18 protein-coding genes and 2 pseudogenes are annotated in these 21,583 nt (G+C 29.5%); 10 read left to right on the top strand and 10 right to left on the bottom strand.

Annotated elements, in window-relative coordinates; all coding sequences use genetic code 11:
• A partial coding sequence (gene istA / locus CLPUN_RS24835; RefSeq protein ID WP_077849885.1) for an IS21 family transposase occupies positions 1–1,234 on the bottom strand: 1,234 nt, incomplete at its 3' end.
• A gap of 573 nt (positions 1,235–1,807) precedes the next feature.
• Here istA and CLPUN_RS24830 point away from each other — a divergent pair.
• Positions 1,808–1,936: a TnsA endonuclease N-terminal domain-containing protein gene (locus CLPUN_RS24830; protein ID WP_077849884.1), complete on the top strand. Its 129-nt coding sequence runs from the start codon at positions 1,808–1,810 to the stop codon at positions 1,934–1,936.
• A gap of 29 nt (positions 1,937–1,965) precedes the next feature.
• Here the strand turns inward: CLPUN_RS24830 and CLPUN_RS24825 are convergent, their stop codons facing one another.
• On the bottom strand, positions 1,966–2,529 hold the full coding sequence (locus CLPUN_RS24825; protein ID WP_077849883.1) for a TetR/AcrR family transcriptional regulator: 564 nt from the start codon (positions 2,527–2,529) through the stop codon (positions 1,966–1,968).
• Between the two features lie 220 nt (positions 2,530–2,749).
• On the opposite strand from CLPUN_RS24825, the gene CLPUN_RS24820 reads away from it, so the two are divergent.
• Both CLPUN_RS24820 and CLPUN_RS24815 read left to right on the top strand, forming a co-directional pair.
• Positions 2,750–4,180 (top strand): MDR family MFS transporter, encoded by a 1,431-nt coding sequence (locus CLPUN_RS24820; protein ID WP_077849882.1) that lies wholly within the window; start codon positions 2,750–2,752, stop codon positions 4,178–4,180.
• 208 nt (positions 4,181–4,388) lie between these two features.
• Positions 4,389–4,940: a flavodoxin family protein gene (locus tag CLPUN_RS24815; protein WP_077849881.1), complete on the top strand. Its 552-nt coding sequence runs from the start codon at positions 4,389–4,391 to the stop codon at positions 4,938–4,940.
• 349 nt (positions 4,941–5,289) lie between these two features.
• Here the strand turns inward: CLPUN_RS24815 and CLPUN_RS24810 are convergent, their stop codons facing one another.
• The 4 genes from CLPUN_RS24810 to CLPUN_RS28990 all read right to left on the bottom strand — a co-directional run bounded on the left by CLPUN_RS24810 (position 5,290) and on the right by CLPUN_RS28990 (position 9,690).
• Entirely contained in the window at positions 5,290–6,363 is a 1,074-nt protein-coding gene (locus CLPUN_RS24810) for a glycosyltransferase (RefSeq protein WP_077849880.1), read from the bottom strand.
• A 145-nt stretch (positions 6,364–6,508) separates the two neighbouring features.
• Positions 6,509–7,087 carry a hypothetical protein gene (locus tag CLPUN_RS24805; protein WP_077849879.1) on the bottom strand — a complete coding sequence of 193 codons (579 nt, stop codon included), beginning with the start codon at positions 7,085–7,087 and terminating at the stop codon, positions 6,509–6,511.
• A gap of 528 nt (positions 7,088–7,615) precedes the next feature.
• On the bottom strand, positions 7,616–9,034 hold the full coding sequence (locus tag CLPUN_RS24800; protein WP_077849878.1) for a glycosyltransferase: 1,419 nt from the start codon (positions 9,032–9,034) through the stop codon (positions 7,616–7,618).
• Between the two features lie 440 nt (positions 9,035–9,474).
• Positions 9,475–9,690 carry a hypothetical protein gene (locus CLPUN_RS28990; protein ID WP_242954250.1) on the bottom strand — a complete coding sequence of 72 codons (216 nt, stop codon included), beginning with the start codon at positions 9,688–9,690 and terminating at the stop codon, positions 9,475–9,477.
• 14 nt (positions 9,691–9,704) lie between these two features.
• Here CLPUN_RS28990 and CLPUN_RS24790 point away from each other — a divergent pair.
• A pseudogene (locus CLPUN_RS24790) lies at positions 9,705–9,917 on the top strand (sugar nucleotide-binding protein); the annotation flags it as partial.
• Positions 9,898–10,576 (top strand): annotated as a pseudogene (locus CLPUN_RS24785) (GDP-mannose 4,6-dehydratase); the annotation flags it as partial. The pseudogenes CLPUN_RS24790 and CLPUN_RS24785, both read left to right, overlap by 20 nt.
• A gap of 423 nt (positions 10,577–10,999) precedes the next feature.
• Here the strand turns inward: CLPUN_RS24785 and CLPUN_RS24780 are convergent.
• Positions 11,000–11,503, bottom strand: coding sequence for a DUF4489 domain-containing protein (locus CLPUN_RS24780; RefSeq protein WP_077849876.1), 504 nt, complete (start codon positions 11,501–11,503; stop codon positions 11,000–11,002).
• Between the two features lie 270 nt (positions 11,504–11,773).
• A complete protein-coding gene (locus CLPUN_RS24775; protein WP_077849875.1) occupies positions 11,774–12,544 on the bottom strand; it encodes a hypothetical protein in 771 nt (256 codons plus the stop codon).
• Between the two features lie 174 nt (positions 12,545–12,718).
• Between CLPUN_RS24775 and CLPUN_RS24770 the strand changes: the two genes are divergently transcribed.
• The 4 genes from CLPUN_RS24770 to CLPUN_RS24755 all read left to right on the top strand — a co-directional run bounded on the left by CLPUN_RS24770 (position 12,719) and on the right by CLPUN_RS24755 (position 17,692).
• Positions 12,719–14,212, top strand: a complete 1,494-nt coding sequence (locus CLPUN_RS24770) for a hypothetical protein (protein WP_077849874.1) — start codon at positions 12,719–12,721, stop codon at positions 14,210–14,212.
• An 86-nt stretch (positions 14,213–14,298) separates the two neighbouring features.
• On the top strand, positions 14,299–14,568 hold the full coding sequence (locus CLPUN_RS24765; protein ID WP_077849873.1) for a putative Se/S carrier protein: 270 nt from the start codon (positions 14,299–14,301) through the stop codon (positions 14,566–14,568).
• A 98-nt stretch (positions 14,569–14,666) separates the two neighbouring features.
• Complete coding sequence (locus CLPUN_RS24760; protein ID WP_077849872.1) at positions 14,667–16,172, top strand: YncE family protein; 1,506 nt, start codon at positions 14,667–14,669, stop codon at positions 16,170–16,172.
• Entirely contained in the window at positions 16,172–17,692 is a 1,521-nt protein-coding gene (locus CLPUN_RS24755; RefSeq protein WP_077849871.1) for a hypothetical protein, read from the top strand. The genes CLPUN_RS24760 and CLPUN_RS24755 overlap by 1 nt, the downstream gene beginning before the upstream one ends.
• Before the next feature lie 366 nt (positions 17,693–18,058).
• On the opposite strand, the gene CLPUN_RS24750 is transcribed toward CLPUN_RS24755, so the two are convergent.
• Positions 18,059–18,853 carry a Cof-type HAD-IIB family hydrolase gene (locus tag CLPUN_RS24750; RefSeq protein ID WP_077849870.1) on the bottom strand — a complete coding sequence of 265 codons (795 nt, stop codon included), beginning with the start codon at positions 18,851–18,853 and terminating at the stop codon, positions 18,059–18,061.
• A 405-nt stretch (positions 18,854–19,258) separates the two neighbouring features.
• On the opposite strand from CLPUN_RS24750, the gene lexA reads away from it, so the two are divergent.
• Positions 19,259–20,839 (top strand): transcriptional repressor LexA, encoded by a 1,581-nt coding sequence (gene lexA, locus CLPUN_RS24745; RefSeq protein WP_077849869.1) that lies wholly within the window; start codon positions 19,259–19,261, stop codon positions 20,837–20,839.
• Between the two features lie 75 nt (positions 20,840–20,914).
• On the opposite strand, the gene CLPUN_RS24740 is transcribed toward lexA, so the two are convergent.
• Complete coding sequence (locus CLPUN_RS24740) at positions 20,915–21,496, bottom strand: 5' nucleotidase, NT5C type (RefSeq protein WP_077849868.1); 582 nt, start codon at positions 21,494–21,496, stop codon at positions 20,915–20,917.
• Positions 21,497–21,583 lie beyond the last annotated feature (87 nt).

Raw genomic sequence — 21,583 nt, 5'->3', positions numbered from 1 at the left:
GTTGTTTTAAATGAGGTATGCAATTTTTATAAAAAATCTTACCGTTAGAAAATGTATTTTCAAATTGCCTTATTATTTCAGGAATGGATTTAGGAACTATATTATTTAACTCACCATAATGTTCATCTGTTGTAACCATTCTACCTTTATCTTTAATAATTTCATGAGTTGCAATTATATCTAAAGAAGAATTAAATACTTCTAGCTTATAACCTAAGGATATTCTAAAGGAAACTTTTTTACTGACATATTCAACTGGAACACTATATTTTACTGCATCTACAGATATATATGAATCTAAACTAACCTTTCTTTCTTTAAGATTTGCTATTATAAAAGGCTTACTTCTAATTGGAAGTAAATGTGGAAACTCTTCTGCAAAAAATTCGTTAGTTATTCGTAATGTTGTACTGTGTTTAGTATTATTAGATTCTTCGATAAATATCTCAGCGGCTTCATTTAACTCAGTCATAGATTTAAAACTATTACCTTTTACAAACTGCTCTTCAATATACTTAAAAGGTCGTTCAACTTTTCCCTTTGTACGTGCCCTGTAAGGATTACAGGCATTAAGTGATATTCCAAGATAATGAGCTAATCTTAATGCACTAACATTAAAATTTACTTCATCCCCAACGGTATTTGAATCAACTAGTGCTTTAGGATTATCAATAAGCAATTCTTTTGTTGTACCACCAAATCTTTTGAATAACAAATGTATTGCTTCATAAATAGCTTCGCCGTCGTAAGACTTAGAAAATACAATAGCTTTCTTATGTGATGCTGCTAAAATTAGTGAAAAACAGTAAATAGGTATCTTCTCATCATCAATCTTCATTGAATAATGAGCCCAATCAAATTGAGCTTGATCTCCTAAAGGAGTTTCAATACGCTTAGTTGCTTTTAAAGGAATTGATAACTTCTCTTCCTTAAGTGTATTTAAGTATCTATAAATTGGTGATATGCTACCTTCATAACCACGCTTCTTTAGTTCACGGTAAATTCTGGTGCCAATAAAGTTATATTCAGGATCAAGATACCATGTTCTAATTTCTTCAATATGAGAATCTATCTTAGTTTCATATTGTCTTTTTTTATACTGTGGTTCTTCATTAAGTTTAATTAATCTTTTGACGGTATTTCTTGATATTTTTAATTCTCTAGCAATTTGTCTTATAGGCATCCCCCTTTCATGCATTCTTTTTACGGTTATCCAATCTTTCACGTCTTTCACCTATGTTTTTCCTCCTAACCTTCATTACAAAGGCTAGGATACTTTATGAACTTAGGTGGGTCAACTTTGCTCGTAAAAGGTGGGTCAGTTTTAATTGTAAATCAACAGCAGGAACTAATAACATTTTGTATAGTACTACTTATTAAAAAGAGGAAAAAATATTAACTAAATATACATAAGGTACAACAAAGTTCAATGACTACAAAGAAAAAACTACGCTGTAGATTTGGAAAAAAGATCGATCGTCTGAAAGAAAGTTTGATCGTTTGAAATTTATCAAGACTAAAATTAATAGAAATCATATGAGACTAGGCATTTTAAGTAAATTAATAATGTCTAGTCTTTTTGTTTAGAGAGGTGTGAAGCAATGGCTAAAAGAAAAAGAATACAGAGTATTGAAGTTAGACTTAAAGATGATAGGTGAAGTGGTGTAGGAGAGAATTATAAACCTTGGATTAAAATTCAAGATGTACCTCGAAAGGAAGGGTTACGAGATTAAAAGGAATAAAAACGAATAGACAACATGAATTCTTATCTGATATGGAAAGAAACTAGTTCTATTTATTAGAGTTTTTGGATGATGTAGTTGATATTAGAGAACAATATCCACTGTTACCAATTGAGGATACGTTAGCTATAGCCTTAGAATTAGGAATAAAGCATCCAGAAGATCCTCAAACTCATCAACCAATATTTGATTAAACTTTATTCCAAACCTACATTTATAGAAATTAAAATATCAGATTGATTATTTTATTATGCTGATCATGCATAAGATCCCATAGAATTTGCAGTATATTTTGGATGTCCGGGTCTTCTTCTTGTGTAAAGCAATACGTAAGCACGCCAATGAAAGCAGACATCATATATTCTAATGTACATTCCAATGTGAAATCATCTGTATAGAGTGACTGAAAGCTGGGGCGTACCAATTCTTTGTATACGCTTTTAATCTTTTCATGAAAAGCGGGATCACCATTTTTCCCTAATAGAACAACAAAGTACCTTTTGTTTCGGATATATACTTCGGTAAGATGTTTGAGCGATAGATGGTTGTTAGTATCCATTAGGATGTCTTTATGCTTTACCCAATCTGGTAAAATTGAGGATTCTATTTGCTCTAGCACATCGTATACATCGGTAAAATATTCATAGAAGGTGCCTCTATTATAGCCAGCCTTAGTTGTTATATCTTTTACTGTGATTTTCTCGATTCTTTTTTCACAGTATATCTGCCAGAATGCATCCATTAAATTTTTCCTTGTCTGTTTAGTAATTTCAGGTTGCTTGTTCATAGAAATAACCTCCTTAACCTATGCAAAAACCGACAAATCAACCATGATTGTTGGTTGATGAAGATTCGTAAAATTATTACAATACAATTGTACAACAAGTTGTCGTATGAATCAAAGATTTCTTTAAGAACGAAATGCAGAGATGTGTATACTGTAACATAAGTTTTGGATGACTCTTATGAAAGTTCTGTAAGAGATTATACAAGAAGGAGGGTCTAATATGACAAAAAATAAAGCAAACAATTCAAAACCTCAGAAAGAAAAGCTTGATCCGATGCTGCTTAAAGTATCATTAATCTTGGTGTTTGGTTCTTTGGCACCGTTATTGGATACTACAATGGTCAATGTGGCCATAAAAACCTTATCAAGTGATCTGAAAAGCACCGTTTCAGTAATTCAATGGGTCGTAACAGGATATGTGCTAGCGATGGCAATGGCCGTACCGATTTCAGGATGGGCTATTAATCGTTTTGGCGGTAAGCGGCTTTATCAATTTTCTCTAGTAGTATTCTTGGCAGGTTCAATTCTTTCAGCGCTGTCATGGAATATAGGTTCCTTGATTGGGTTCCGTATCCTGCAGGGAATTGGCGCAGGTTTATTGATGCCTACTATGACAACCATGCTTTTTCAAGTATCCGGTGGTCGCAATATGGGACGTATGGCATCTATTACTAGTATACCAATGATGTTGGCGCCTATTCTTGGCCCAGTGCTGGGTGGGATTATTGTGAACAGCTTAGGCTGGCGTTGGATTTTTTATGTTAATATTCCGGTGACCATTATCGCCTTATTGCTAGCTTTGTGGGGAATACCAAAGGACGACCTCTTCGACAAGAAACAGCATCTTGATATTATCGGCATTCTAATCTTATCTCCCGCATTTGCCTTACTAATTTACGGTATTGCTAAAATAGCATCTCAAGGTGGTCTAAACAGCAGTGCAGTGCTTGTTCCTATAGTGATTGGATTGCTTCTGATGATTGTGTTTGTTGTATACGCCTTACGTACAAGGATTTCTCCAGTGCTCGATTTGCAGCTGTTTAGGTCACGCAATTTTTCTGCTTCGACTATTTTGCTCTTCATGTCGGGCTTCATCACAAATGGTGGGTTATTGCTTCTGCCATTATACTATCAGCAGGTGCGTGGTGAAAGTGTTTTATTTGCAGGTCTTTTGTTAATTCCCCAAGGAATTGGTATGTTGTTGACAAGAAGTAAGATGGGAAAGTTGACCGATCAAATAGGAGCGAGGCCAATAGTTTTGGTAAGCCTCGTAATTACTTCAATAGGTACACTTCCTTTCGCCTTTGCTAACTCCGAAACGAATCAAGTCCTATTAGCTGTTGTACTACTTATACGAGGAGCAGGCCTTGGAGGAGTGTTTATCCCAATCATGGTCTCCGCATATATGGGACTAAGTAATGAGCAAATTCCTCACGCAAGTATTGCCACAAGGATATTACAAACAATCGGTGGTGCATTCGGATCTGCGATACTTGCAACTATTGTTCAGCATCAGATAGCTACGCATTCCGTATCGAACATGCAAAATGTCACAAGTGCATATAATGTTGCCTTTTGGTGGATCATTGGTTTTACAGTGATCGCAATAATCCCAACGTTATTTTTGACAAAGTACAAAAAATCGGAATAGGAAACCGAAACCAGGTAAATGGGAATAGTAGTATCTGTGTAATTAGGGACAAAGTAGAAAAGCTCACTATCAAATTAACAAAGGTCTGTCATATTAAGAACACATAATTAAACAGCTATTATAAGGGTGAGTTGTAGTAGGAAGATGTTAGTAAATAGATAATTGAATTAATTTTTAAAAAAATTATATCTAAAAGGAGAGATGCGAAATGTCAAAAGTAGTTATTTTTAAAGGTAGTCCAAGAAAGAATGGATATACCACAAAGTTATTAGATCAAGTAGCAAAAGGAGCAAAATCAAAAGGTGCTGAAGTTATTGAATTTGATTTAAATGATACTGGAATCCGTGGATGCCAAGGATGTTTTTATTGTCGTACCCATGACGGATGTGCTATTAATGATTATTTACAGCCAATGTATAAAGCTATTGCTGAGGCAGATGCTATTGTATTTGGTTCTCCAATCTATGTTTTCCAAATTACAGGTCAAGCAAAAATTTGGTTAGACCGTATATTTCCAATGGTTGAAGAGCTTCCACATACTTTTATTCCTAGACATCCAGGTAAAAAGTTAATAACTATATTTGCTCAAGGAAGTTTAGATCCTAATAAAGGTGCAGAGGCCATTAAATATGTTAATAATATTTTTTATGCATTTGGTTGGAAATTGAAGGACTGCATACACTATTGTGGAAATAATGATGAAATGTTTGAAGAGTTATCTTTAAGAGCCTTTAAAGATGGAGGAAATCTGGTTGAATAAAAACATCATAAATTAATAGTTGAGCTAGGAACTCTATAGGCCAAAATGATCAAACTTTATTACAAAAACTAAAAGACTAATTTTTGATCAATCTTTGTTTCAAAATCTAGTCTTTTGCTTTACCAAATAATCAGCTTTAGCGAGATTATTTTGATCAAACTTTTTTGCAAACCTACATACGCACAATCAAAAAAATAACAAGTCAATCCGCCAGCCTATTTTCCATCATCCTGCATCAGCAATTTAGGCTAATAGGTCCTGCTATGAGCATAAATTACTTCCTTGCCTGATAAAAAATATATTCATTGCAAATTTTGACTTGCTATTTTCTTCAATGTGCCTTATTATTTTAATTAAAACCTAAGCCTTGAAAATATTTTTTGTTATATAATATTCGGTCATCGTTAGGTCTAAATTTGCTAGCAATTTCATTATGCTCATATGCTAGTTTATAATTTCCTAATTTGTCGTAGCAAACGCATAGTTGTAAGTGAGGCAGCCATGTCCAACATGCATCATTAAAAAATCCCCAACTATCTTTTGGTTTCTTAAGTTTTGTAGCTTCTTCATACCAAAAAGCTGCTTGCTTATATTTCTTCTCATGTAAAAAAGAAAAACCAATTTTACAGCAAGCTTCAGCTCTTGGGGTATCATATTCGAAGCTCTTAAAAGCGTATTTTCTAGTATCGTCCATATTGTAAATACTTTGGTAGTAATCGCATAATTTTCCACAAACTCGAATGTTATCCTCGAACCAGCCTTGTTTCGAATCTAAAAACTTGTTGTAGTATTCTAGAGCTTTGTCGAACATATTATGGTCGTGTAACTCGTTAGCATAATAAAGAATATCTCTTGTAGTAAATTCAATTCCTTGTTCTAATTTGCTTCTAAAGATTTCTAGATTACGTTTTGGAGTATGCTTTAACTTTTTATGAGTTACTGCAATTTCGCTATTGAATATATTTCCACCAACTGCTAAATACTCGTGAACAAAACCATACCACTTGAAATTATTAGATCTTTTAACTAAGCGATTACGTCTGTAACTTGCTGTTACATTTCCATATTCATCAAAAGCTATATTATACTTAGCTGTTACAGAATCTACAGAAGGATCTAAAGTTTCTTTTAAAGTTTTAAACCTAACTATATCCTCAGGAACAAAAACATCATCAGCATCTAGCCAAAGAATATAATCTTTAGTGGCCTTACTAAAAGAAAAGTTCCTTGCAGCAGAAAAATCATCAATCCATTTAAAATTATAAACCTTCGATGTGTATTTTTTAACAATATCTTTGGTTTTATCATGAGAGCCGGTATCAACAATTATTATCTCATCAGCTATATCTTTTACTGATTCTAAACAATTTGCTATTGAATCTTCTTCATCTTTAACTATCATACAAAGACTAATAGCTATCAAATAATCACCTTCTTTAAAATTTTACATTATATAATATGAAAAAAAATTTAATTTGACACAATACCACAAATAGTTTCATTATATTAATAAAACAAAAAGAATAAAGGATGCTCAATAAGAGCATCCTCATAAGATTAAAAAATTATTAGAAAGTTATACCATTAGTTGTTACTAGAAAAGCAACTGTTACGGTATAAGTTGTTGTTCCTGTTATTACTGCTGTGTCCACATAAGTGTTAGAGACAGGAAAACGTTGAGTTCCAGCTGTACTAATTGTTCGGTCAACTTCTCTGAAGGCAACCAAAGTGCCAGTAGTAGGATTACCTCTGTATAGCCTAACTTGAAAAACAATAACAGCATTTGCAGTAGTAACACTCAGTACTCCAATAGCAAAATCAACTTTAACATTTTGACCAGATGTAGTAGTAGTAGTAGTAGTAGTAGTTGTTGTTGTTGTTGATACTACTGTAGTTTCGGTGGTGATAGGAGATACAGTTAGTGTACTTCCAACATCGGTAAAGAATAGTTGATGTGCGCCAATAACACTACCCGTAGCACCAGTGGCTCCATCAGGACAAGTTGAACCGCTTTTAGTAAATTCTATACTTAAAAATAGTCTTGATGTTATAACGATAAAATCATTAGACAAATAGCCTATGATATTATCAATTATATTCTCCATTCCAACTAACATAATTCCATTGTTTGGTACTGAATTATTCAAGGTAACTGTGTTTTCGGAAAAGTCACTTGCATTTGTAAAGACACTAACAATTTGTGGTTACGGTAGATCTTTTCTATAAACAAACAAATTTAACGAAGCATTTAATATAGTGTTTCCTGAGGGAATGACACCGGATAAATCAAACGTTAATAAACTTCTAAACACATCGGTATGATTAATGAAGTGCAATAGGCTTTGTATCATCTTCTTATTTTTTTCTTTTTCTTCTGTTTTTATGAAAATTATTGTAAACTGCATTACTATAATTGGACACAAGACAATAAATAGTTACGTTTAATGATTATATATTATCAAATTTAGTATTTTTACAAATAATAAATTCATATTATGAATACTATAGATTAAATAATAAATAATTATTTCCTAATTTATATAAGTTGCTATAATAACATTACAATATGATAATTTCCATAAATACAAATCTAAAATTGTTATCACAATTTATATATTTTTGTGGTAAATAAAAACCTAAGTCACACTTTAATGTGATTTAGGTTAATGTGTATATTAACAATTATTGTTATTTTCATCTGCAATATTTTTTTGAAACTTAGCTACATATTCATAGGATATAAAATGTTCCTTCAGATTTTCGCCAACAATACTGCAAATTTGATTTAAAAACTTATCATCTTCCTCTGTTATTTGTGTGTAGTAGTGAAATACATATGGATTGATATAACCACATTCATCAAATATTTTGTATATATCTGATAAGGTAAAAAACTTATTATAACTTCTATTTAATATTGAATTTTTGTTATATATAAACTGCCCACTTAGTAAGCCTTTTATCACTGAATAGTGCATTGCATTAGGTATCGTAGCGATTATATATCCTCCAGATTTTAGAAATTTTTTAATCTCTTTTAGTAATTTCCAGGGATCTTTACTAAATTGAAGTTTATTTCCAAGAATTACATAGTCAAAAAAATCTACTTTACTTTCTTTAAAATTCATAATATAGTTTTCTTCAAATTCTTCAGTCATTACATCTATTATTTTTCCACATATTCTGGCTATATTTTTATTTGATTCTATACCGTACAGTCTTGAATTAGGATACATGTATTTTAATCTAAGCAATGTAGCACCAAGACCGCAATCAAACTCAAGGATATTTAATTCTTTCTCCATTGATTCATTTATACGGCCTATAACATCAAATTTTAATAGACTTTGGGAATTAGAATTAAAACCCCATTTTTCTTCAAATCTTTGAGCATTTGTTCTTAAAACATCACTAAATTTAGTATAATCTTTTTTAAAAGATGTGCTTCCAAAATGGTGTATAAAACTATCATTACAAACCATAAGTTTATATCCCGCTTCTATAATTCTCATACATAAATCATCATCTTCAAAGTTTCCAGGAGTAAATCTTTCATCAAAAGGACCAATTTTATTAATAACCTCTCTTTTAATTAACATACAGAATGCTACAAGTCTGGCCTTTTGCTCCCACTTTTTTTGTGCTGAAATATTATTACTATCTGCAAATTCAATCATATCTTCCATATCGTTATAGGGAGCACTTATAACTTGATAATTGGAACAGTTATTAGTTATAGATGCAGTTGCGCCAATTTTATCATCACTATAAAGGCACATTTTAAGATTATTAAGCCACCTTGGTGTAACTTTAGTATCGTTGTTTAAAAATAAAAGATCGTTGTCGTTCTCAGATGCCTCGATTCCAAGATTACATCCTTTTGGAAAACCTACATTTTCATCATTTAAAATAAGTTTAATATCAGTCTGTTCTTTAAGCCATTCTCGAGTTCCATCAGTAGAATTATTATCTACAATAATTATTTCATAAGTTTGGGTAGGGGTGTATTTTCTTATACTATCAAGACAGATACGATTATAACTAAGATTGTTATAGGTTAAAATTATTATTGAAGTTTTTTTATTTTCAAACATTAATTTTCATTTCTCCTCTAACTAATTTAGAAATGTGATTATTATTCATTTTATGGAAATCATTGAAAAATAAATGAAGTATATTGTTTAAGTATATTTTATGAATATTAGCAAAAAAAGTGTACCTACGTTGTAACTGTATATGGAAAATCAAGAGGCAGGATGTTCTTGATTTGCAATAATTATAAATAAAAAAAAGAATTTATATGTTCGCAAAGTTTTATACAATCAAAATAATTTCTTGTATTAAGTTGAATACCATTGCAAACTTCTTTAAGCGTTATTTCATCAGAACAAGCTGTAATGAGCTCTTTGGAAAGAGCTTCAAAATCATTTATAGGAAATATACTACCATATCTTTTGTCAGCAATAATATCCTATGAAGATATAATGTAATTTCCATTAAAGGCTGCTTCAGCAAATACTTGAGCAAAAGCTTCCTATCTAGATGTTAAACAAAATATTTTTGATTTTTTGTACTCTTCCATCAGTAACTTTCTATCGTATATAGGTTCAGTAAAAATAATTTTACTTTTTAATTCTGGATATGATGATAAATAATCATTTACATACTGATTAAAGGCGGGCTCAATACTGCTTACTAATTTTAACTTCCAACCTTCAATTTTTTCTGGAGCAATTTTAAATGCTTTCATTACGATTTCTGTAGCTAAGAACAGCTTGGCTTTATGGATTTGTAGGACATAATTTTGTTTATACTATGAGAAAATTAAGAAAAGATAAAGATTCTATAAATGTTGTAAATAATCAATGGGGTAATCCTACTAATGCAAATAATGGTAGCTATCATATATTAAATCTAATAGAAACAGAAGAATATGGAGTATATCATTGCACAGGTAAGGGAGAATGTACTTGGCACAGTTAATATGCTTAATTGTACTAAAAATGCTTGGGAAACACAAGACGGATTTAAAGAAAGTGTTAAATTCCTTAATGTATCAACAGATGAGGTTTATGGATCTTTAGGATCAGGAGGATTTTTGGTGGAAATAACACCACTGGATCTTCGTAGCCTATATTCATCAAGTAAAGCAAGCTCTGATTTGATAGTTAAGTCTTTCTATGATACTTATAAAATGTCTTTAAATATAAAAAGATGTTCAAAATAACTATGGTCCATTTCAATTTCCAGAAAAGCTAATTCCACTAATAATTAATAATTGTCTGCAACATAAAAATCTGTAAGTATATGATGATGGTATGAATATACGAGATTAGTTATATAATGAAAGAACTAATATACAAATAGTTAAAACAGTTATATCGTATGTAAATGAAAATGTAGATAGAGATGTAACTGAAAATTTAACTAAATATGTTGAAGATAGAAAAAGTCATGATAGAAGATATGGAATAGCACCAGAAAAAATAAAAGAAGAAATAGGATGATATCCTGAAACTACTTTTGAGGTTAGAATTAAGAAGACTATTAAGTGGTACTTAGATAATGCCAAATGGCTGGAAAATTTAACTTCTGGAGATTATCAAAAGTATTATGGCAAGATTTATAAGCAATAAAAAATGAAAACCTAAGTCAGACTTAAATGTGACTTAGGTTAATTATATTCCTAGAAATGATTGTTATTTTTATATGCAATATTCTCCTGAAATTTAGTCATATACTCATAGGATATTAGGTGTTCCTAAATATTTCCCTAAACAATACTACAAATTTCTTCATTTATGAACTTATCATCTTCTTATATTATTTTTGTGTAATAATCAAATACATAGGAGGTAATATAATTTAACTTGCGAAAAAACTCAAGGTCAGTAACCTCTAGTTTAAATGATTTTTTATTCTAGAATTTGTTATCATATTATAAGTAATTAAAGAATAATTCTTTATGAGCACATTGAAAAAGAATATAGAACTTAGTTCTGTAAGGTTCAGGGACACCAATTGGGTGTCCACTTAACCAATAGCTTTTTACTTGATTATTAGCAGCATTTACTTGATCTGCATGTTGATATTGCTCCAAGTGTTGAGTTATTGATACTAATACCACCAGCAATAACTGCAGTAACAGTTGCAACTACTGTATAGGTGCAGCAATCATCAATACAAGAATCACAGTCACAAACGAAGAAGGTGAATGTGTCAGATAAAATTACTCCTGCTGCTCGAGTGAATGTCCATGAAGGTCCAACAGGAACTGGAGTGACTTGACCTTTACAAAGTTTAAATACTTGAAAGTTTATAGTTCCACTAAATAAAACCGGAGCAACAAGATTACTTGCAAATTCTAGCTTAGTGCATGGATCAGATAAGCTAGAAGTATCTAAAGTAAGAGAACTAACGGTAAAACTAGTTCCTACTGTAATAGCAGCAGGGATTGTAGTTGAACTAGGGCAACTACATTTTATAATAGTTGGACAAGGTTTTTTTTCTTTCTTACCATGATCACAATCATCATTATAATAACCTTTTGACATCGAATTCATAAACGAATTCCTCCTTTTAATTAGATAAATTTTAATTTTAAACTACTATATGGATATATTTGGTTGTTCATTTAGTGATTCTACTATAAATATATGAATTTTATCGAAGAACGGTGATGATAATACGTGGGTTTTATTATAAATATAATAAATCAGTGAAAAAAATAGCACCATACTTTTATAACTACTAATTTTAGTAGAGTCACGTTATTCATTTAGCTATAGAAGCTTTAATTATTCTTTCAGTTATAACAAAATTAATAATATTTTCTAATTGTGGTCATCATTGTCATCACTGTCTGAAAATAATGGGTCTAAGTTTTGATCAGGATAGAACTTAGGAATTGGAGCTTTTTCAAATCTCTCACATGGATCTTCCTCTGGCTCTTCTTCACATGGTTCCTCTGGAACTGGACAATAGTCATAAGCTGGTATTAGGAGCTGCACAATAAGTTCACATTTTACAACAATATAGTAACCCAAAGTGATATCTAAAACATCGTTTCCGCATTCATCTTGTAGTAATTCACCGTCTAGAGCCTCAGCAACCATTTCAAGTTTTATTATATTAGAATCTAAATCTTTGGACTGATGAACAGGTACAAAACTAGCAGAAATTTGAGCTATAGAATCGGGACAGTAGAACTTCCCAATTACATCTGTTCTATTAATTTCAAACAATTCACTTTGCTTGACACCATTAGCATCAATATAATCTGCATAGAAAGAAATCCTATAAGAAATAATTACTTTTTTGAAACCCTGTTTTCCAATAAGTGGAATCTTGTCCGCAGAGAGTAACTTTAAATTAAAGTCTCTACTACTAATATATCTTTTAGGGTCTGTTAAGGGATTGCTTCTTAATTCAGAATCTGTTGTATTTGTATCAGGACCTTCATCGTATACAAGACATCTTTTGATTAAACATTGATCAAAGATCTTAGGTACTTCAATGCAAACTAATTCAGAAGGATCTGGTAAACGTCCTTGTTTATTTACAAGACCAGGACGTGGAGAAAATTTCTTGAAGTTAATCGACATAAACTATCCTCCTCTTCAGAAGTTATAATAAATGTAAGTATCTTTAATGCTTACAATACATGATATGTCAAAATATTAAAGTGGTGATAATAAAAAGCTAGATTAAAATTTTTTTTGTGGAATGGAATAATAAGTTTTCACTAAAAATATAATCTTATAAAGGAGGGAGTGAACATGAGTAGTGTATATCCCTGGATATATGTTGATTATACAAATAATATATGGAAGTTTTTCCGAAATGATAATAAAGAATTACGTTATAAAATTATGTACGGAGAAGGAAAATGGACAAAAGAAAGTTTAATTGATAAGGAGGTTCTTGGATTTGCTGTTTATGTTGAGGAAAATGATATAATACATATAGTATACAGCAATATTAAAAGAGAGCTAAAATACTGTACTTTGAAGGATAAGCAATGGGTAGGAAAGATGCTCTATCAAATGGAAAATGATGAGTTTGAAATACAGAATTTAAAAGTTGAAATTATCGGATATGAGATGCATATCTTTTATTTACTAGTAGGTAATGATGGTAGCGACCATGGAGTGTTAATGCATTGTATATGGAACGGAAAAGAAATAATAACTAATGCACTACAAGATATTATATTGATATCTAATTTAAAGGAACACTATTCAGTAAATGTAAATGAAAAGAATAATATTGATGTATTTTTTACTACAGATGAAGGAGATGAGATATCTTTAAACTATTGCACTTTTCAAAATCGTAGATGGTCTTCTGCAAAAAGGCTTTATGGTATTCAAGGAGAGGATATCGGATTTCAAGTGTTAAGGGATCAAAAATATATTCATATATTAAATAAGTCTAGAGAGGATTCTATATATTTATTGGATCATGTTTGTATAGATATGAGTGGAAATATACAGGAGTTCAAAGTTCATGAAAGTAACAAGGAACTGACGGAACCTATATTATTTATTGAAAGTAATAAATTGTATTCTTGTTGGTTGGAAGAAGGCGAGATTTTTTATTCATTTTTTAATTCTGAAAAGTGGGGAAGTAAATTATACTTTGATAGGGGCAATAAAGTTGCAGTGAGCCGGTATAATTGTTTTATTTGTTGCGATGGAGAGAGCTCCCTTAAAGGAGTTGAAGTTTATGGAACTAATGAACTAGATTTGTATTTGTTTGTTCCAAGTCAGTTTATAGTAAACATGAAGGATTTATTCAAATATGAGGTAAATCAAGCTAACACAGCTACACTGCATGAAGAAGAAGTATTTCAAAGCCTAAAACTTGAATTATCTCGGGTAAAATCAGAAAAGAAAAACTTAGAGAAGAAAATTGTTTCTTTAAATATGCAATTACAAAAGAAGCAAAGATTTATGGAAGAATATGAAGATCGAATTGCTAGAATATTAGAACAAAAACGAAAAGTAGATGAAAATTATAATGTATTATTGGAATTGCAGCAGAATATTCAAAAAGAGCTAGAGGATGCAAATCAACAGTTGGCAAATGAAAGAAAGCTTAAAATAAGTATTGAAAATAAACTAAAAGAATGTGAAGAGGAAAATACAATAATTAGACAACAAGTTAAGATGATAAGCAAAGAAAACAACAAATTGTATGATGAACTTGAATTTGAGAAGAATCAATCTATTATGGAACGATTATTAAGAAAGAGGCCAAGTGGGATATAAAGTAACTACTAAAGTTTCATTGCATATAATAAAGTAGGAAGCCTTTATAAGCTATATTAGGAGAACACAAAATAGAGGTGATTAACATGAAAATAGAAGACTATGATTATACAATGACCTTTACTTCTCATCATAGGGCACTATATATATATGAACGTTTAGTTCGGAAAAATATTCAAGCAAAACTAGTTAATGCTCCTAATAAAATTAATATTAGCTGTACTCAGGCAGTAAAGTTCAAAGAAATGGATATGGAAATTGTCCAAAAGGAATTACAAAAGAACAATATTTATCCTACTTCAATATATAAAATTATAAGAGAAGGAAAAAAAGAAACTTATGAATTAGTTCAATAAGATCTGGTTAGCCAGGTCTTTTTATGTTTTTATTGCATAATAAGCACGTACAAAGCATAAATTTTAGTATAGGTAAAAGAGGGGGTGATGGCGAATCTATGGTTGATAAAAGAGAAAAGATGATTTATTATGTATCAAACTCAGGAACAGGTAGGGTGTCGATTATTGATGGAGATAGTTATGATATTATAAAGGAAATTGAAATTGGTCCAAGGCCTCAAAACATCATCGTAGATGAAAGAAATGATGTGTATATAGCCAGTGATAGAAATAGTAAAGTTACACTTATTAATGATTTATATGATTCTAATAAAACATGGAATATGCCTAATAACGGAAATATACAAGTGGATTCCATCTCTCAGAAGATCTATGTCTGTGACACAGAAGAAATATGCATTTATAATTTGAGAACTGGTGAAAAGATTGGTTGTATAACAGGTTTTATTGCTGCAGATAGCTTAGAGCTTGATAAGGATAAGAAAAAATTATTTGTATTAGATATTTTACAGAATGAAATAAAAGTCTATGATACATCAGATTTTCATTTAATCAAGCTATACAAAGGTGTTGGTACTTCACCTAACTACATTCTCATAGAAGAAAATGAAAAGTATGTTTATATTGCTAATAAAGGAGTTAATAAAGGGAACTATGATTGTAATATCTCCATACTAGATTTTGAAAGCGGAAATATTTCATATATACATTTACAAAAGGGATCTGTTATTACAGCTTTGGAGCAGAATGGAATCCTTTTATATGCAGCAAATAGTGGATTACATAGAATTGAAGTTATAGATATACTAAAAAGAGAACGTATAGCAATAATAAAAACTACCCTACCAGAATTGCAAAGACTTAGATTATCTCCTGACAAAAAAACACTGCTTGCAACTAGTCGAAGTACTGATGGGAATGGGGTAATTGATAGAATTGATACTTGTAGTAATACTATTTTAGATACTTTTACTTTTGAACAAAATAATAGTATGCCATATGATATTGGAGTAGTAATACAGAGTAAACTTGAGGTGCAGGAAGAATCTTTTATTTTGACGGATTCAGAAGATAAATTGAAACAAGAAAATGGAACTACAATACTTGCCAAAAAGGTTTTATCCACCTATCAAGAAAAAATGATTTTCCAAGAGGTGTCGATTAAAGTATCCTCAAAAGAGGAAGGGATTATAAATATAGAAGAAATTATATTCCAAAAGTGTGAAATTATAAACGAAACAAAAAATAGAAAAATTATAGATAGTCGAAAAGAGTATTCAATACTACAATATAAATTCTACATTCCCTATTACATAGGGTGCAAAGATGAACAGGAACAAAAGTATGTTATTGAAGGAAGGCTTGAAGGAACTCAGAAAGCCACATTATATATACCAGCTTATGCAGAGCAACAGGGAATACAATTTGTAATCAATTCTTTTACTAAATTAACAAGTACGCCAGTGATTATAAACAAAAACTTGAAGTTTGGTGTTAGTGTTTTAATTTCAACAAGAGTGATTGTAGATGAAATAGTATTTATTCCACTTTGTAAAAACTGCGAAGGTTGGCAGAGAAGTGGAGAAAGAAGAGAGGGAAAATAATGACTACCGAAAAATATAATTGTTATTTGGTAAAGAAGAAAGATGGAACATTGATAAAATTTTGTTATGATAGTCAGCAAGGTATATATTATCAGATATTTATGAAACAAAACTGGTCAGAAAAGATAAGTATTTATAAAGAGAGCTTTGAATATTTTTATGTCTTAGAGGATTGGAACGAAAGAATTCATGTTTTTTGCCAGGACATTTGTGGTGATCTCATTTTATGTACATTGGAAGGAACAGAATGGAAGTATAAAATACTCCTCCATATGAAGTATGATGTAATCATGCCTATACACGTTAGAGCATTCTTTCATTCAGATGATATTCATTTGTTATATAATATATTAGATAAACATACTTATTCAGAAGTATTAGTTCATCAAATTGCGAGAAATGGGATACAGTGGAGTTCTCCAAAAATAATTACCCAATTAGATTATTATTATAGATTTCCATATGATGTTTCTCAAGATTGTGAATCCAACCTAGTCCTATTAAACACTATGTTAGCTGGGATGTATCAATTAACTTCTAGAAATTTTCATATCATTGAAGAGAGGTGGGGAAAGCAAGAAGTCATACATACATCACTTTTACCTTACATAGATTTTACTTTTTGTTTTGAAGAAAATAGAAAGTACTATCTATTTATTACTCAAGACGATCAGGTTAATAGAGTGATTTGTCAGTATAAAGAAATGGGATTACAAAAAAATATTATACTGTTTCAACATAAAAAAATTGATTCTTGTTTATTAATACTATCCAATAATATATTATGGGCTCTGTGGATTTGTGGCGATAAACTTTATGGTTGTTTTTCTACAAATTATGGAGAAAATTTTAGCAGTCCAAGGGTATACAATCACTTTGATAACGGATTACCTATAAAAGTATTTTACCAAGAATATTCAGCGAATAAGCAAAATAAGTATACTTCCCATGAGATATATGTAATGAACATAAATGGAGAAGAACAATTCTTTTCACAGGAGCTGTTAGAAAATTTAGTGGTTGCACAAGTGGATCATAATGAAGATTTAAAAGCCAATGCAGAAAATGTAGATTGTGAAATAGAAGAGCTAAAAGATTATCTTACAAAAGTGGAAATACTTAAAAGAGAAAAAGAAGAATTGCAAGCAAAGCTTAAAATTTCAGAAGAAGAACTAAATAGATTAAATGAGGCTAGGAAATATGAAAAAAATCAAATATTAAAGTTGCAATATCAATTTTATAAGGAAAAAGAGAAATTTAAATCGTGCACCAATGATAAGGATATATTAAAAGAGAAAAATAGTTATTTAGAGAATAAACTGCTATTAAAGGATAAAGAAAAAGCATCAATTGAAAAAAAATTAGCTGAGAAAGAGAAAGAAAACGAAAGTTTAAAACAGCAAATAGATATTATAAGGGATCAGAATTTATTTAATTCAGAAAAATCTATAAAGGAAAGTATTAATGACAGCTCTAAACAAGCAAGGTTTTCTTTGATTAAATGGATGTTTGATGATTAAAAAAATAAAGGATGAAATAGGATGGTATCCTGAAACTACTTTTGAAGTTGGAATTAAGACGACTGTCAAGTGGTATTTAGATCATGCTAAATGACTGAAAAATGTAACTTCTGGAGATTATCAAAAATATTATGACAAGATGTAGAAGCAATAAAAATTTTAGATGAGTTAATGTAGGACTCTATATAGTTTTGTGTTATTAACACATTTGTAATTGAAATGTTACTGAATATTTAACTCAGCATAAAAAAACAGTAGGTGGTTTTGTTTTTATACAAAACTATCCTACTGTCTTTTTTATTACAAAATTATCTACTATCCATAGTTAGTGTTTTTAGATTGAATTTGAAGATAAGCTAATGGATTTTATATTATATTGTAATGTTTTAAAGCATGAGAAATTCCATCGTCTTCAATATCTTTTGTAACAAATGAAACTAAATCAAATAATAGAGCATTACTATTACCCATAGCGATACTATTTTTAACATATTTAAGCATAGATAAATCATTGGTACTATCACCAATTGCATATGTATTTTCATGAGGAATATCTAAGCGATTCATTAAATATTTTATACCAGTAGCTTTTGAAAATCCTAAAGGAACTATTTCATAAAAACCTTCACCACGATGTATAAATTCAAACATATTTTCAAATTCCTTGTGAAAAGACTCAAAGTCACTATCTTCATTTGTCCAAATAACTAATTTATCAAAATCAATTTCAGAATCATCAAAGGTTTGTCCTTTATAGAAACCTACATTTATGTGACGAGCTTTAATCCTAAGGACTTCGCTAGAACTTATATTTACATCATCATCATAATAGACACCTTTTTTACCTTCTAAAATAGCATCAATATGATACTCACGTAATTTATTTACGATTCGTTTAGATAAATCTACTCCAAGACTTCTATAAAATAACTCTTTATTTTTAAATTCTATATAAGTACCGCATCCGCATACATATCCATCAAAATTAAGTTCTTTAATACATTCATCAATTTCTAAAATAGGTCTTCCTGTATTAATAAATACAAGATGTCCATTGTCTTGTGTCTTTTTTATAGCTTCTTTTGCACTAGCTGGAACTTTAAATGTCTTTTCACTAAGCAATGTTCCATCGATATCAAAAAATATAATATTAGGCTTCATTTTAATCTCCTCTCTTATTTGACCAGAATTTAAGCATTTTGCTTTAGTAACATAGTTTTCCTTGTTTATTATACCTATTTTATAAGATCAAAACAACGATTGTATATTATGTAAAACATAAAAATATTTTTTATGAACAATATATTATCTTAATAGTAATAAATTATACATTTCAAAACTTTACATATAATCAAAAAATATAGTATAATTACACAATAATTTAATAAATATATCCTAATTGATAAATTACATATATTTATTTTAATGTAACAAATTAATGTGAACTTATATATTTTCGTACTATAATAAAACTAAAAATTAAATAATAAATTTATAAAGTGCTAACAAGCAAGAATTAGCTAATATACATAATTAAAAGCTAACGAAGAAGGGAAGGAGGATAATATGGAATTTAATAGAGCACAAAGGAAAATAATTAATAATAAGCCAAGTGGTCACATGTTAATAAAAGGTATATCTGGTACTGGAAAAACTACTGCATTTATAAATAAGATTCCATCTTTACTTAATAAATATTGTATATCTAAAGATGATAGAGTACTTATAACAACTTGTAGCGAAGAAAATTTAAATAATATATCCTTTATTTATGAAAATATTGATCAGGAAAAGTATCATCAAAGCAGTTTTTTTGATACAGATAATAGTGATAAATTAGAAATTTGCATAATAGATTCTTTAACTTCTTACTATTTTAATAAATACCAAAAAACTCATAAAAAGAAATTTAATATTGCATCTACGACAGAGTGTCAAGAAGAACTTAAAAAAGCAATAAATGTTATAATAGAAAAATCTTTACAAAAAGAAATGAAATCTCCACATAAAAAAATTAATATATTAAAAAATGAGTTTGCTGAATTTATACAAGAAGAAATTGCGTGGATCAAAGCCTGTAACTATATGAATCTAGAAGAATATCAGAATGCCTATAGACCTTCCAGAATGAGTAAAAACGCTGATGCACCTAAAATTCTTAGAAAAAATTCAAAGCAAAGACAAGCTATATATGAAATTTTAGTTGAATATAATAATAACTTAAAAAAGGTAAATAAAATAGATGTTCAAGATATGGAACTTCTAGCGCTTAAAGAAGCGAAGACAAATCCAAGTAAAAATTATACTCATATTTTTATAGATAATAGCCAAGACTTAACTAAGGTTCAAATAGAATTTTTAAAAGCATTATATAATGAGAAAACTTATTCAAGCATAACTTTTATACTTGATACTATGCAATATAATAATACTTATGCATATCTCACCAAAGGTCAATCTTTTGCTGCTTTAGGGTATGATATGAAAGGTAAAAGTGTTTCTTTAAATACTATTTTTATTGAAGAAATAAATACAAAATTTGAAGAAAATGAGGTTAGTAGAGTAGAAATATCAAAAAAAATGGAACAAACACAAAAAGAAAATAATGTAAAAAATACTGTAGTTAATTCAACTATGGCTTTAAATAAAATTGAATATATAGATTTAAAAAGAAACATTTCTCATAAGTTTATAAAGGATTCTGGAGCTGAAGAGGAAATTTATATCGAGTATAATGGCTCAGAAGAAAAAGCAGAAGCTGTTATAAGTATACCTGTATTTAATGAAATTGCTGCTGGTAATCCAATACTTATAAATGATTCTATTGAAGATAGTTATTATCTACCAAAAGAATGGATTAGAAACTCTAGGGATGCTTTTATGCTTAAAGTAAAAGGTGATTCTATGATAAATAAAAATATTTATGATGGAGATTACGTAGTGATAAGTAAGCAAAATATTCCAAATACCCGCGATATAGTTGCAGTTGATATTGAAGGGGAGGCTACTTTAAAGACCTATAAAATTATAGAAGGAAAAATTGTTCTTACTCCTGAAAATGATAAGTATGATCCTATTATTATAGAAGATCAACAATTTAGCTTTCTTGGAGTAGCTATTGGACTAATAAAAAATTCTGAAATTTAAGTGATTTTAACAAAGTAATAATATAATGTTTGAAAGTAATAAAGTTGGAAAGAAGCAATTTAATTCTTATTAGATTTAAATTGCTTCTTTTTCTATTGAAATTTCAGTTATAATTTGTAAGATTTCAGTCCAATTATATGCTCTAATAATATTAGAAGAGTTTATTGGAAGCCTATTATAATTTGTATCGATTAATATAACTTTAAAACCATTATTTGATAGTAAAATAGCATTATCATAACTATCTTCTATAAAAATATTACAATTTAGCTCTTTTGCTTTAGGAACTTTATTATGAGTACCTAAGTGAAAAACTTCATCAAAAGGAATTTCATTATCTAATAAATATAGAAAGGTTACTAGTTCTAAGGATTCTTCTCTAGCAGTTACAAAGTATAGATTATTGTACTTATGAAGTATATCTAATACCTTTTTCACATCATTTCTTAATTTTTGCTTACTATGAATTTCAATTTTAAATTTTTCATAAAATTCTAAATAATCTTTTTTATAAATATTTAAGACTTTATGAATATCATAAGATGTAATCTGACTTTCAGAAACATTAAGATTAAAATATTTATTAGCATAACTTAGCCAATAATAAGGATCTGTAATAGTGCCATCAATATCAATGCATATGTTTAAAGTTTTCATTTTTATCACTCCTCATATAACAAATTTATAAACAGTTAAACTAACTGCTTTAAAAATATTATATTCAATATATATTAAGATTAAATT

The organism is Clostridium puniceum, assembly GCF_002006345.1.
In the GTDB taxonomy this organism is placed as follows: Bacteria; Bacillota; Clostridia; order Clostridiales; family Clostridiaceae; genus Clostridium; species Clostridium puniceum.
This window is presented reverse-complemented; position numbering and strand designations above follow the sequence as displayed.

Coding starts and splice junctions, on each gene's coding strand:
- CLPUN_RS24825 (WP_077849883.1), bottom strand. CDS start 2,529: ATGAACAAGCAACCTGAAATTACTAAACAGACAAGGAAAAATTTAATG.
- CLPUN_RS24820 (WP_077849882.1), top strand. CDS start 2,750: ATGACAAAAAATAAAGCAAACAATTCAAAACCTCAGAAAGAAAAGCTT.
- CLPUN_RS24815 (WP_077849881.1), top strand. CDS start 4,389: ATGTCAAAAGTAGTTATTTTTAAAGGTAGTCCAAGAAAGAATGGATAT.
- CLPUN_RS24800 (WP_077849878.1), bottom strand. CDS start 9,034: ATGTTTGAAAATAAAAAAACTTCAATAATAATTTTAACCTATAACAAT.
- CLPUN_RS28990 (WP_242954250.1), bottom strand. CDS start 9,690: ATGAAAGCATTTAAAATTGCTCCAGAAAAAATTGAAGGTTGGAAGTTA.
- CLPUN_RS24780 (WP_077849876.1), bottom strand. CDS start 11,503: ATGAATTCGATGTCAAAAGGTTATTATAATGATGATTGTGATCATGGT.
- CLPUN_RS24775 (WP_077849875.1), bottom strand. CDS start 12,544: ATGTCGATTAACTTCAAGAAATTTTCTCCACGTCCTGGTCTTGTAAAT.
- CLPUN_RS24770 (WP_077849874.1), top strand. CDS start 12,719: ATGAGTAGTGTATATCCCTGGATATATGTTGATTATACAAATAATATA.
- CLPUN_RS24765 (WP_077849873.1), top strand. CDS start 14,299: ATGAAAATAGAAGACTATGATTATACAATGACCTTTACTTCTCATCAT.
- CLPUN_RS24760 (WP_077849872.1), top strand. CDS start 14,667: ATGGTTGATAAAAGAGAAAAGATGATTTATTATGTATCAAACTCAGGA.
- CLPUN_RS24755 (WP_077849871.1), top strand. CDS start 16,172: ATGACTACCGAAAAATATAATTGTTATTTGGTAAAGAAGAAAGATGGA.
- CLPUN_RS24750 (WP_077849870.1), bottom strand. CDS start 18,853: ATGAAGCCTAATATTATATTTTTTGATATCGATGGAACATTGCTTAGT.
- lexA (WP_077849869.1), top strand. CDS start 19,259: ATGGAATTTAATAGAGCACAAAGGAAAATAATTAATAATAAGCCAAGT.
- CLPUN_RS24740 (WP_077849868.1), bottom strand. CDS start 21,496: ATGAAAACTTTAAACATATGCATTGATATTGATGGCACTATTACAGAT.